Consider the following 13,905-nt stretch of genomic DNA (forward strand, 5'->3'; position numbering starts at 1 on the left):
AGACAGCCTCGTATAAATATGATGCCTTTTTGAAGTGTACCAATATACAATGGCTCCTCTGTTTTATTTAGGATGGAATTTATGCGAACAACCCCAAAAAGAAAACCCCTCCCAGTTCTACCTAGAGGGGTTTTTGCTTTAATGGCTGTGGCTACAAGGCCACAGGAGAGAGTATATTCTTTGCTACTAGAGCAGCTTAATCAGAATCGTAAGTATTGAAATTGCTACCGAGGCGCCACTCGCCCAAGTGAGCATTTTGATGGGTGCTTGAGCGATACAAAGTGCGTTTGCTGTTACGCCTACCGCTACTACTGTGAGGAATAGCGCGAAGTCTTGCGGACTTTCAGAATGCAAGGTGTACATCACCGCAATGGCACCTAAACAGCTTTGAAGCAAAATGGCGATCACCATGATACCGTAGCGGTTGAATTCCATTTTGTCCCAGAAGTCTGAAGTAGACTTGGCTGCGGTTGTCTTAAGTATTGTAGGACTCGGATGGGTTACTGATGGATTTTTCATTAGATGTGATTTAGTACCACTAAGTTCCCCCGGAAGTCGTCTTCTATTTATGACCTAGGTCAGGATTTGAGGTAACATTCATTACGTTCTCAGTTGAGTTGCGCTGGAGTACTTTGTAACCGTGGGTCAAAACTTTACGAGTGTTAGCGATGCTCACAGGCTTCCGTTGTACTTTGAGCACTCCTTAGCATTAAACTAAATCAGCTTCGTATTGACGGAGATCAAAAGACCCGCTCTTAGGCGGGTCTTTTTGATTCAATACTATTCAATGACTTCAACTACCATGGGTTCTTCACCCTTCTTTTTAATGACTGGTTGGTAGTAGGTGACGGTCTCACCGGTTTCCGGGTCGATCATCAAGAGCGGTCGAAGATCTACGATTTCATAGTCTGCGAGCTCTTTTGGCCCTTGCATCGGCAGGGTCTGCTGATCAAAGGTTTGATGATTCGTCAGTAAAATCCGGTCTTCCGTGAATGACCAATATTCTTCTCCGCTTCGCATGGTTGGTGACCACCCACCTTCTGTGCGGATGGTAGAGGCAAAGCGATCAACAACGTATGGTGGCGGATCTCCAACCCAGAGGTCAGGATCGTTCAATTCAAAATTTTGCATCATACGTACGTCTTCGAAGATCCACTCTCCCACGCCATTGGCTTTGAACTTGGCACCGCCAGGCACGTATGCCCAGTTGCTCAGTTTTACAACGCTTCTTCCGGCATCAACTTGCACGGTGCGTCCTGTTTGAGAATAAATACCGTCGAGGTGTACAATTCCGCCATTCTGTTCAGCGTGAATAAGTGCTTTCGTGAAGAGCGTGTCAAAAGGATGCTCAATATGAATGTTCCGCATGAACAGGTAGGTACAAGTTGTTGAATTGCGATCATGGTAGTCTACACTGTATCGCGGTGCGAGTCCTTCAAATACCGTATTGGTGACACTCAAGCTGTTTGAGCCATAATTGCGAATGCAGGCATGGGCGTGCAGCTCACTAAAGAAGCGACAACCATCAACCGTCACCATATTGGATTGAGAATTCGAGCCGGTTGCATCCCGCAGGTATTTGCTTTCTCCTGTCATAGGGTCTCCTTGTGCTGATCGCACGAGGAGCTGCTCCACTTTTTGGCGGGTAAACTGACAATTCACCACACGGGCCATAAGGCAGAAAACAAGGTCTACACCTCGGTTTCCAGAGACGAATTCACAGTTACTGATCTCGCTATTCAAGGTGGCGGCCAAACGTAGCTGTGTATCTCCACCTTCGAAGCTCAAATCACGCACAACAAGCTTGTCCATTTTCACCAGAGCTTCCTCCACATCAGCGTCGCGATCGGCTTTTGGGGTAAGCAGATCGAATTCGAGTCCTACAGCCTTAATCGTGGCGTGATTTCCATCGATCATGGTGCGTCTGCGGTTGCGCTTAGAGTAGAATACCGTCTTCTCAAAGAGGTATTGACCGGGCATGAGTTCAATGACCACATTCAGCTCGTTCTTTGGGATGGCATCAAACATGGCCTGGAAGGCCTCATCGTCTGGTAAACCGTCGTCAATCACGGCACCGAAGTCTTCTGGCTTCAGTAAGATGGCTTCCGCCTGAAAAGGCGAAAGAAGGGCCATAAAGAGGGTACAAAGGAGGAGGTAGAACGTTGAAAGTTTCATGCTTTTCCAGGTTTAGTTACCCCTACAAGTGCAAGTTGAGTGCCATTTTTTCGCCGAGGCTTCCCAACCACTCGTCGTTGAAGTCGTTCTGACAGTCGATTTATTCCACTCCTGCAAGCGTTCGGCACGTATTCGGACAAGTGCAACGCTCGATTCCTACGGTACAGTAAGACATCGGCCTACTACAAAGCCATGGACCTCTATAGAGATTTGTACACGCTGTATTAAGAAAAGACAGAAACGAATGAAAACCTCTCTTATTCGCCACATCGCGATCATTGCCGCCCTGGTATTCGGCGCTAGCCAAGTACAAGGCCAAATGATCATTGCCGACTTAAGCGGTCCGTCAGAGAACCTTATTAATGAGGAAGTCTGCTTTGACCTCACCGCTTGGAACACCGGAGAAATCGGTTACCAGCCGTACATCCGACTTTCCCTCCCACCGGAAATGCCCGCCTCTTCATTGAGCGTGTCGTTTCTCGATAACCCCATCTCAAGCATCATTGAGGTCGGAACTTTTGCGGGTGATCCCCTGGAAGATCCGAACCTTATTGTGGAAGACCCAAACCATTTAATTAATGGTCAGGTTGGAAACACCTTGGTGATTGTCAACCTACCTGTAGGTTCGTTGATCGCAGGTGGTGTCAACGTGGAAGTGGAATTGTGTGTCCGTATCAACGGAGATGGAGTGGCCGTTGGTTCTCCTATCCAATTAGAAGCGCAGCCTGTCTACCGTTATGGAGACACGCCAACAGGGCTTAACGGATCCATTGCAGGTGCGGTATACTCAGCAACGGTAACACCTACGCTTTATTCAATCTCCCATGTGGTGAATCAAGGAGATGTATTAACTGGAAACTGTGTTCCATTGGAGTACAGCGTGAATGTTAACATCGCCGAGCAGGAGATTGTAACCGGTCTTGATATTACAGCCGATCTCCCAAGTGGGATCAATTACATTGACGTACTGGCCGTGACACCTGGATGTGTCGTAATCTCTGAACCGCCTACGGATTCAAATGGTCAGCTTCTGGTGACATGTAACAACGCGAATGGTACGGAAGATCCGGTCGATGTAGAGGTAACATACTTCGCTTATTTAGGAGATGTACTCGACCAGAACAGCTGTGACAGTAGTTATTATGTGAGTCAAGCCGCGGTAGCTTCGAATGAGGTGCCGTCTCAGATCGACAATGCCATTGTTACGGGTTACCATATCCTCTTTGATCCGGTCAACCCATCAACCAATATCTGGCCTGGAGAAACAGTAATTCTAGGGCTTCAGTACCAAGTAGCAGAACACGTGGAAGGAATCGACAGCCTCTGGGTTGATTTGATCATTCCTGATGGATTGGCGTACCTAGGTAATGCGACAGTAGAAGGATTTCCTTTGACTGCTGAAACGGTCACCGACTTAGGAGACGGACGAACAGCTGTTTCGTTCAACCTACATGACGCCTTAGGAGCTGACGTGCAGCCTTGTGAAGTGGGTCAATTCCTCTTCGAGGCGGAAATCCTAGAAACATACTTTGATGGAGATTACTTGACAGCACGTGACCGATTGTACGCCTCTGGTTTTGCTAGCTACTCGCTGGTGAACGGAGTCGAAGGATGTGTCCGTCCTGTAGCTACCGGTTACAACCTACCTCCAGCAGAAGTAATTAAAGAATTGATTAGTAGTCCGGCGAATGGATTTGGATACGTACCTGGAGAGCAGGTGGTATACCGTCTTCAAATGTCCATCCCATCAGGAGACTCTAAGGACGTGGTATTTGAGGATCTGTTCCCAGTGCCAGTCCATGATGTGAGTGACTTGAACTTGACGTTCGGTGTTGACATTACGCATTCACCAACGGATAACATCGGGGCCACTCCACTTGATATTTCGATTGATACCGACAAGAACAGTTTGACCATTGATTGGGGTTCCATCACGGGAGTAAGTAACGGCACTCCAACGGTCATCGCGGTTGACATTGCCATACCGATTACCTCGGAACCTTTCGCCGATGGTCTGGTCCACACGAACTTTGGACGATTCTATAGTAACAACAGTCTCCTTGAGGCCAGTGTAGATGTCGATCTGACAACGATTAACGTTGGTGCACCTGAGTTGATCATGTTCAAGGGTATTCTAGAAACAGATCAACCTGATGCGGAATTGGCTCCGGTCATGGTTCCTGTGAACGCCAATGCTACAAACATTGATGCATGGGATTACGTGACCTACCAAATCACATTGACGAATGCCGGTTTGGCACCAGCGTATGACGTGATTGTCACTGACTTCCCTCCGTTCCCTGAATTGGGTAACTGTGTATTAGAGAGCGTGAAAAACGGTGAGGGAGATGACCTTCCTTACGTTGGTTCGCTCTTCACCATTGGATTGGTGCTAGACTCCATTCCAAAAGCAGAGCCAGGTTCCGAAGCACACCGAGTATACATCGATTACGAATGCCGAGTACAGGATGAAATTAGTGCCGGTGATTACGCAACGAACACAGCAGAGGCCACTTGGGCAGCCGTTCCAGGTGGAACCGAACTCTTTAACCCGATTACGGAAAGTGCACAGCTGTTCTTCGCTGAGCCGCGTATTGAGATGAATGTGTTAGACATCACCCCAGGTTACCAAGCACCAGAAGGTGTTCAAGTAGGTGAGTTGGTTGAGATGGAAGTACGCGTAGAGATTCCAGAAGGATTTACGCGTGATGCCACGATTCAAGTAACGCTTCCTGAGGGATTGAGTCTGGAAGAAATCACGAACTACGAGCACCCGGATGATATGTACTTCTCAGCAGGTTCTTCAACGCAGGTGTACAACGCCATCACGGTGGAGGCGCTTGGTCAAGGAGAAGAAAATGAAGGACGTGTCATTACGATGTACACGGGTGATATCGATAACGGATCTTCAGATAACGATGAAGCAGAGTACCTCGTGTTAGGTTTCACGGCCACTGTGTTGAACTCTGAAGTCAACCAAAACGGGTACCTACTGTCTACCCTCGGAACCATTGAGTATTTGAGTCCGATTAATGGTAGTTACACTACAGAATATGACAACGCCAACCTCGAACTACGTGAACCTGAGCTAGACGTTTCGATTGAGTTCTTTGAGCCTGAACTCCTTCCAGGAGGGCAGACCTTTGTAACGATTACCATCGAACACGCAGAGTCTTCACTCGGACATGCCTACAACGTAGACATCGTGAACGACCTTCCGCTTGGTCTGCAGTTCGTGAATGGATCGTTCCTTTCAGAATGTGAGGAGCTATTGACAGCACCTCCTACGAATAGTTTCGGATCGATCACGTGTGAATGGGATAGTATTCCATTGGGTGTAACCTGTGAGCTTGTTTACAGCGTGCAGGTGGTGAATGGGTACCCTCCGTGTACGCAAGCGGTGAATGACATTGAGCTTCGTTACACGAGTGGTTTTGAAGCCCATTATGATACCCTGACCTATGGTCCGGTGAACAGTTTCGGTGTTCGTCGTACAGGTGATCCAACAGATATTGGAGGTGACCTCAATGACCATTTGTCTATTGATTCTTCTGTGCTAGATGTTGTGTCTGGTACATTGAATCAGCCAATCATTGTAGGTAATGATGAATTTTGCGCTGGCGCGGAATTGAATATCCAAATCCCTGAATACGCGGGAACATTTGTTGAGTACCACTGGGAAGGACCAGGAGTACCTGACGGATACAACTCAAATCAATTGATTCTTCCAAACCCTGATCCGGATGATTCTGGTGAATACACCGTGTACATCCAAGTAGGTCAGTGTTTGAGTCCGATTTCAGATCCATTTGAGGTGAACATTTTGGAGAACCCAACCGTGGTTTTTGAAGATGTGGATGTTCCATGTATCTCCGGAGTTGATGATTTAATCCTTGAAGCAGATGTCAGTGGAGGAGTTGGACCTTATGACTTCGTTTGGAGTGGACCGAACTTCTTGTCGTCAGACAGTTTAGCGGTCATTGAAAATGCCAGTGAAGACAATACAGGTGTTTACAGCTTGATCGTTACTGATAGTCAAGGTTGTGCATCCATTGAAGAGATGGCGCAGGTGAGTATCAGTACGGCACCTCCAACCCCTGAAATTGAAAACGGAGCTGAGCTTTGTGAAGGATTGAACTTCCAACTGGAATGTGGGGTGTACCCCGGAGCGATTGGATATCACTGGATCACACCTACGGGTGAGATCGTTACCGAGACGCCATTCCTCAATGTGAGCGATGCCGATCCACTCGGCTCAGGATCATACACCGTATGGGTAGAATTCGATGAATGTTCGACTGATCCATCGTTCAGTGTTGAAGTGATAATTCATCCAACCCCAGGGTTACCGGTGATTGACGCGAATTCAATCGAACTCTGTTCAGGACAGGACTTGGTACTGTCTACAGAAGCAGATGGAGACCTCTACACGTGGAGTGGACCTGACGGATATGAATTCTCTGGTTCAACACCGAACCCACCAGTGATTGAAGACATTAACCTTCTCGAGGCTGGTACCTATGAATTGACTGTAACTGACGGAATCTGTTCTTCAGAGACCGCAGAGATTGATATTATCGTCAATCCAACGCCGAACGCACCTGGATTGGCAAGTAATAGCCCGTTATGTGTGGGTGACCTCCTCTTATTGACAACCTCAAGTAACGCAAGTGCTTATGAATGGACTCTTCCAGACAATAGCACAGAAACAACGAGCAGTGGTTCCTTGACCATTCAAGAAACTACAGTGGCTGATGCCGGAGACTACCTACTATCGGTATTCGATGGTAACTGCTGGAGTGAACCTTCGCCGATTGAAAACGTGGTGGTAGATGTGGTGCCTTCGGAACAAGCCTACGCCGGAGCCAATGTTGTGGCCTGTCAAGATGAGGCAGTCCTCGTACAGGCCTCGAACGACGAAACACTCACAGGATTCTGGGAATCACCAGATCAAACGCTACAGTTGGCGAGTCCGAACAATCAGACGACGGCTGTAACGGGTGCGCAACAAGGTGAGACTTATACACTGACATGGTCGCTGTACACCGATGGTTGTGGTGTCTACTCAGTGGATCAAGTGACAATCTACGCACCGGTAGATCCAATTGCGAACGACGACGTCTTTGAGATGGTGGAAGGAGAGTCGGAAGACATCTTCGTCATCGAAAATGATGTTCCTGGTCCAGTGGATTACACGATTGAAATCGTTGACTTCCCTGACAACGGTACGGCGCAGGTGGCCGAAAACATATTAATCGAATACCGGCCTGATGTGGACTATGATGGTCCGGATGAGATCATCTATGAGATGTGTTTGAATGACTGTCCAACGATGTGTGATACAGCCATCGTTCGAATCATGGTCTTCCCATACCTCGCGATTCCAGACATCATTACTCCAAACAATGATGGAGCCAACGATATGCTCGTGATTGAGGGTATCGAGCGATTCCCAGAGAACGAGATCTACATCTACAATCGATGGGGACGCAAAGTCTTCTCAAGCGAAAACTATAAGAACGATTGGGACGCGACCTTCCGAGGAAAGCCGCTGCCTGATGGAACCTATTACTATGTATTCAACAACCGAGCAACAGGCGAAAACCTGGGCACCGGTTACATCACAGTTCATCAATAAGAAATGACGATTATGAAGCCAAAGATGATGATAAGAATGGCCCTTGTGTGCCTGGCTGTGATGACCGCGTCGCAGACCTTCGCACAACAGAATGCCGGCCATACCCAGTATCTCTGGAATCAGCTCTCTCTGAATCCAGCCTATGCGGGGTCAAAAAAATCGCTAGCCACAGGGCTCTCGTACAGAGCACAATGGTTAGGTATTGAAGGAGCTCCTTTAACTGAGAACTTCTTCGTGCACAGTCCGCTGTCGCATGGCCAATTTGGTACAGGACTCAACGTTATGCGTGACCGATTAGGAATCACGAATAACCTGAATGCTCAAGCCTCTTTCGCCTACAAGATGAATTTCGACTTCGGAACCATCTCGGTCGGAATGAGTGGAGTAGTAGACCATACCACCTTGCAATGGACCTCAGTTGACCCGACAGATCAAGTCGATCCGTCCATCCCGTATGCGGATGTAAGCCAACTGGATTTCAACGCCGGGTTCGGACTACACTTCCAACGCGAAGAGATGTTCTTCGGACTCTCTGTTCCGCGATTGCTGGAAAACGAAGTGGGCTACCCGGTACCCGAAACCAATGTGAGTGCGCTCCTCCAAGGAAGAAGACACATTCACGCCATTGGTGGATACATGTGGCAAGCCAACCGATACATCTGGGTTCAGCCCTACTTCATGACGAGGTACGTGGCAGGAGCACCCTTCCAACTTGACCTTGGATGTTTGGTTCAATTCAATAAAACCGTTTGGGTGGGTGGAAGCTTCCGCTGGGGTGACTCAGTTGACTTCTTGCTCAACTACAATCTTTCGAAACAGCTGAAGCTGGGCTACTCTTTTGATTTCTCGGTAACGAAAATCCAAGGACATGCCGGTTCGCACGAGCTCTTCCTCGGCTATGAACTGAGAAAGAAAAAAGACGGATACAATCACCCTCGATTCTTCTAAACCATGAGAGTTATCAGATACACCTTAGTTTCCCTAGGTATGGTACTCCTTGGATTACCATCGATGGGTCAGATGAAGAAGGCGAACGATGCCTTCGAACACCACCATTATGAAGAAGCGATTGGATTCTACGATAAGGAGATCCGACGTGACCTTGATAATGACGAAGCGATCACCAAAATGGCGATCTGCTTCTGGAAAACGAATCAATTACCTGAAGCTGAATACTGGTTTACTCGTGCAGCGTTGATGAACGATGACCCAGAAGTGAAGCTGATGTACGCCCAAGTACTGATTGCGAATGAGAAGTACGCCAAGGCACAGGAATGGCTTGACAAGTACGTAGCCATTGTTACTGATGAAGACAAAGTTCACCACGCCCACCAGCTGGTTGAATGGGCTGGAGCGCTCTCGAATGGAGCCTTCCAACTTCAGAATTGTAAAGTGCAGCCGGTGAATGTGAATTCATATGCACTCGACTTCGCCCCTCAGTTGATTGGTAACAAGCTCTATTTCATTACCAACCGAAAGGGAGTAGTCAGCCGCTCAGGTGTGTACGATCCTTGGACCAATGCACGATTCACTGACATTTATGTTGCTGATCGTGTCGCTAACGCGGAATTTGGTGAGGTACGTCCGGCGACAGAAATCCCATTGAGCGCCTTCCACGAAGGTCCGATGTGTATGAGTCCGGATAGCTCAGAGTTGTACATGACCATGTCAGACTTCAATGAGAAACGTCGTGAGTTTGACAGTGAGAATAATACACGTGTGAAAGTAGTGCGTTTGGTGAAAGGTGCAGATGGGAATTGGGAGCGAACAGCCCCGCTATCATTCTACTCGAACCAATACAATACGGCCCACCCAGCCATTTCACCTGATGGCAACACCATGGTCTTTGCCAGTGACATGCCAGGAGGTCAAGGTTTGATGGACCTATACGTAACACGCCGTAACCCTGATGGGTCATGGGGTGTTCCAGAACCGCTTCCACCACACATCAACACCCGAGGAAACGAGGTCTTCCCTTCGTTCCATAAAGATGGTGCGTTGTACTTCGCTTCAAACTGGCACGCCGGTTTCGGAGGGATGGACATCTTCCGTTGTCCACCAGAAGCAGATGGTTGGGGAATTCCTGAGAATATGGGTCTCCCGATAAATAGCCCACGTGATGATTTTGGTATTTGCCTAGAAGAAGACGGCCAGTCTGGATTCTTCACTTCCAACCGAGGAAACGAAGACAAGGATGATATCCTTTTCTTCAAGACATCGTATGGAATGAAGATCGAAGGAACGGTGGTGAATTGTAAGACACGCATGCCAATTGCCAATGCGCAAGTAGAGCTCCGTCGTCAAGATCACTACCGTGACTATAGCTTCTCTAATAGCGAAGGACGATTCAGCTTTATCGTGAAAGACAATGCTGAGTACATGATCTTGGCTCAACACGATTCTTACCTCGAAGATGAAGGATGTACAGGAATCGAATGGACTGACACCTTCGGGATGATCGAGGGGCAGAAAGTTGAGATTGATGTGGCCTTGAGTCCTGAACCTGCTGCGAAGCTTGATCAAGTGTATGTCTGTGGTAACATCTACCACGATGACTACCTCAATCCGTTGAGTGAGTGTGACGTTACATTGGTAGATCCTTCAGGAGAAGAAACGCACTTGAATACCGCTGGATTAGGTTCATTCTATGTTCCAGTAAGTCATGATCAACCCTATGAAATGGTGATTCGCCGCCAGGCATTCTACGAGTTCCGCCAAACACTTGAAGTGGCTGCAGGACTTGACCAGTGTCACGCGGTAGACATTCACCTGGTACCAGATCGAAGCCAAATCCCACCTCCACTCACGCTTGACGTTGTGGTTGAGAAGGGAATGGTACTTGAGCTCTACCACATCTACTTTGATAAAGATGAAGCAGATGTGCGTCAAGACGCCATGAAAGATCTGGAGACCTTCTATGAACTGCTCATGAAGTATCCTTCGATGAAGGGTGAATTGATGGCCCATACTGATTCTCGCGCTAGCGCGGAATACAATATGCAGCTATCACAACGACGTGCTGAATCGGTACGAAACTACCTGATCAGCCGTGGGATCGATGGTGATCGATTGATCGCCAACGGTTACGGAGAAACGCAACTAGTAAACCTTTGTTCTGACGATGTTGAATGTACAGAGGAACAACACCAGCGAAACCGCCGAGTGGAATTCCGTGTCATTGATGTCGATGAAGATGTGGATGTAAAGAGTAAGCACAAGTCTGGATTATCAGACTCGGGCAAGCCTTAAACGACCACATTCACAATACGTCCAGGAACGACGATCACTTTACGCGGCTCTTTACCTTCGAGGTATTGAGCCGCTTTTTCATGCGCCAATACTTCCTTCTCTACTTCACTTGGGTTAAGGTCTAGTGACAAGTCAATCTTAAATCGAACCTTACCATTGATCTGAACTGGGTAAGCAAATGCCTTCTCCACCAAGTGATCAGCGTTGAATGCTGGCCAAGATTGATCAACGACAGCGTCAGTTTTTCCTAGTCGTTCCCAGAGTTCCTCTGCAACGTGAGGTGCATAAGGCGAAAGCAACACAGTCAACGGCTCAAGAATTGAACGTTTGTTGCAGTTGAGTTCACCCAACTCATTCACAGCAATCATCAAGGCACTCACTACGGTGTTCCATGAGAATCGATCGAGGTCTTCTGATACCTTTTTGATGGCTTTGTGAAGCGCTTTCAGTTCATCCGCTGTGGCAGCATCATCTGAAAGCTGAACGTTGTTATCACTATCGTGGAATAGGCGCCAGAACTTGCGCAAGAAGTTGTGTACACCACTGATTCCTTTGGTATCCCAGGGTTTGTGCTGCTCAATTGGTCCAAGGAACATTTCATAGCAACGAAGCGTGTCTGCACCGTACTTTTCTACAAGTTCATCTGGTGTTTGAACGTTGTACTTCGACTTCGACATCTTCTCGATCTCAGATCCACAGATGTACTTTCCATCATCGTTCAAAATGAATTCCGCGTTAGTGTATTCAGAACGCCAATTCTTAAAGCCTTCAGTATCTAGTACGTCGTTATCTACCAACGAAATGTCAACGTGAAGACGCTGCGTTTTGTATTCTTTACGCTTGTCGAACGAAACGAACTGCCCGGTTTCAACCACGCGGTAAACGAAGCTCGAACGTCCTTGAATCATTCCCTGGTTGATCATGCGCTTGAACGGTTCATTGAACTCAATGTAACCACGATCCGCAAGGAATTTCGTCCAGAAACGGCTGTACAGCAAGTGACCTGTGGCGTGCTCCGCACCTCCCATGTAAAGATCAACTTGTCCCCAGTAAGCGGCCTTTTCTTTCGAGCAGAACTCAGCTTCATTCTGAGGATCCATGTAGCGCAAGAAGTACCAGCTTGAACCGGCCCATCCTGGCATGGTATTGAACTCCATACGGTCGCCTTCCCAGATGTTCCAATCTTCTTGCTTAGCGCGAGCCAATGGCGGCTCACCATCTTCTGTTGGAAGGTATTTGTCTACCGGAGGAAGCGTCACTTGCCCTGTCTCAACCTCATAAGGAACTCCGTTTTTGTAACAGATTGGGAAAGGCTCACCCCAGTAGCGTTGACGGCTGAATACCGCATCTCGCAAACGGTAGTTGATCTTTCCTTCTCCAGCACCAATTTTCTCGAGCTCTTCAATGGCACGCGCAATCGCGTCTTTACCATTGATGCCGTTCAAGAATTCAGACTCGCAGATTGGAGTCATCTTATCTGTATGGGCTTCGTCGTCAATGTTGACTCCCTCAAAGATGTTTGGAACTGGAATGCGGAAATGGCGTGCAAAGTCCCAATCACGCTGGTCACCACAAGGAACGGCCATCACAGCCCCTGTTCCGTATGATGCCAATACGTAATCTCCAATCCAAATTGGAATCTTCTTACCAGTGAACGGGTGAAGCGCATAGGCTCCAGTGAACTGACCTGAAATCTCTTTCGTATCGCTTTGGCGGTCACGCTCCGAACGCGCTGCCGCTTTCTCAACGTAAGCCTCTACTTCGGCTTTGTATTCACTTGTCGTGATCTGTGCGACCAAGGCATGCTCTGGAGCCAATGTCATGAAACTCACTCCGAAAATCGTATCAGGACGCGTCGTAAACACTTCGATCATATCATCATGGCCATCGATACCGAAGAGCACTTTCGCTCCTTCAGATCGACCAATCCAATTGCGCTGAATTTCTTTGATGGAATCAGTCCAATCAATCGTGTTCAAGTCGTTCAATAGACGCTCAGCGTAAGCCGTGATGCGCATCATCCACTGACGCATGAGCTTCTGCTCTACAGGGTGACCACCTCGTTCTGAACGTCCGTCTTTGACTTCATCGTTGGCCAGCACCGTACCGAGTGCTGGACACCAGTTCACCACTGAATCAGCGAGGTAAGTCAGACGGTAATTCATCAGAATGAGCTGCTGCTGCTTCTCAGAAAGGCTCTTCCAATCTGTAGCGGTGAATTCCCCAGCGAAGTATTCTCCGAACAACGGGAATTCATCCATGCTCAAGTGCTTGTACCACTCTTCGTCAATTGATGCATTGACGTTGTAGGTACCGTTCTCCTCGAACTTAGCTACCAAGGTGCTGATTGATTCTGCTTTGTCAGTATCGAGGTTGTACCATGAATCAAACAACTGAGCAAAGATCCACTGCGTCCACTTGTAGTATGAAGGATCGCTGGTGCGTACCTCGCGGCTCCAGTCGTAGCAGAAACCAATTTGGTCCAGCTGCTGACGGTAACGCGCAATGTTGTTCTTGGTTGTGATCGCTGGGTGTTGACCTGTTTCAATGGCATACTGTTCTGCTGGTAGACCGAACGAATCATAACCCATTGGGTGGAGTACGTTGAACCCTTGGTGACGCTTGTAGCGCGCGAAGATATCTGAAGCGATGTACCCCAGCGGGTGACCTACGTGAAGTCCAGCACCTGAAGGGTACGGGAACATATCAAGCACGTAGAATTTCTTCTTAGCGGGGTCTTCTGTGACGCGGTAAGTCTCATTTTCATTCCACTTGGCCTGCCACTTCCTTTCGATCGCATTAAAATCGTACTCCATCTCTGGTTTTTTTAGAGACGCGAAATT

At 48.0% G+C, this 13,905-nt stretch carries 6 protein-coding genes; 3 read left to right on the forward strand and 3 right to left on the reverse strand.

Going from position 1 to position 13,905, the window contains the following annotated elements:
* Positions 1-186 precede the first annotated feature (186 nt).
* Both RA156_RS15760 and RA156_RS15765 read right to left on the reverse strand, forming a co-directional pair.
* Entirely contained in the window at positions 187-519 is a 333-nt protein-coding gene (locus RA156_RS15760; protein WP_306641461.1) for a hypothetical protein, read from the reverse strand.
* A 261-nt stretch (positions 520-780) separates the two neighbouring features.
* On the reverse strand, positions 781-2,175 hold the full coding sequence (locus RA156_RS15765) for a hypothetical protein (RefSeq protein WP_306641463.1): 1,395 nt from the start codon (positions 2,173-2,175) through the stop codon (positions 781-783).
* Between the two features lie 244 nt (positions 2,176-2,419).
* On the opposite strand from RA156_RS15765, the gene RA156_RS15770 reads away from it, so the two are divergent.
* The 3 genes from RA156_RS15770 to RA156_RS15780 are packed head-to-tail and all read left to right on the forward strand — an operon-like array spanning position 2,420 to position 11,062.
* Positions 2,420-7,813 carry a T9SS type B sorting domain-containing protein gene (locus RA156_RS15770; protein ID WP_306641465.1) on the forward strand — a complete coding sequence of 1,798 codons (5,394 nt, stop codon included), beginning with the start codon at positions 2,420-2,422 and terminating at the stop codon, positions 7,811-7,813.
* A gap of 12 nt (positions 7,814-7,825) precedes the next feature.
* Positions 7,826-8,761 carry a PorP/SprF family type IX secretion system membrane protein gene (locus tag RA156_RS15775; RefSeq protein WP_306641467.1) on the forward strand — a complete coding sequence of 312 codons (936 nt, stop codon included), beginning with the start codon at positions 7,826-7,828 and terminating at the stop codon, positions 8,759-8,761.
* Positions 8,762-8,764: 3 nt separating this feature from the next.
* Complete coding sequence (locus RA156_RS15780) at positions 8,765-11,062, forward strand: OmpA family protein (RefSeq protein WP_306641469.1); 2,298 nt, start codon at positions 8,765-8,767, stop codon at positions 11,060-11,062.
* Here the strand turns inward: RA156_RS15780 and leuS are convergent.
* Positions 11,059-13,878, reverse strand: coding sequence for a leucine--tRNA ligase (gene leuS, locus RA156_RS15785; RefSeq protein ID WP_306641471.1), 2,820 nt, complete (start codon positions 13,876-13,878; stop codon positions 11,059-11,061). The two genes, RA156_RS15780 and leuS, sit on opposite strands and share 4 nt — an antisense overlap.
* Positions 13,879-13,905 lie beyond the last annotated feature (27 nt).

This window comes from Sanyastnella coralliicola (genome assembly GCF_030845195.1).
Lineage (GTDB): Bacteria > Bacteroidota > Bacteroidia > Flavobacteriales_D > Sanyastnellaceae > Sanyastnella > Sanyastnella coralliicola.

Bases quoted from the DNA above. Each gene is read 5' to 3' on its own strand.
- RA156_RS15760 (WP_306641461.1), bottom strand. From the start codon at position 519: ATGAAAAATCCATCAGTAACCCATCCGAGTCCTACAATACTTAAGACA.
- RA156_RS15765 (WP_306641463.1), bottom strand. From the start codon at position 2,175: ATGAAACTTTCAACGTTCTACCTCCTCCTTTGTACCCTCTTTATGGCC.
- RA156_RS15770 (WP_306641465.1), top strand. From the start codon at position 2,420: ATGAAAACCTCTCTTATTCGCCACATCGCGATCATTGCCGCCCTGGTA.
- RA156_RS15775 (WP_306641467.1), top strand. From the start codon at position 7,826: ATGAAGCCAAAGATGATGATAAGAATGGCCCTTGTGTGCCTGGCTGTG.
- RA156_RS15780 (WP_306641469.1), top strand. From the start codon at position 8,765: ATGAGAGTTATCAGATACACCTTAGTTTCCCTAGGTATGGTACTCCTT.
- leuS (WP_306641471.1), bottom strand. From the start codon at position 13,878: ATGGAGTACGATTTTAATGCGATCGAAAGGAAGTGGCAGGCCAAGTGG.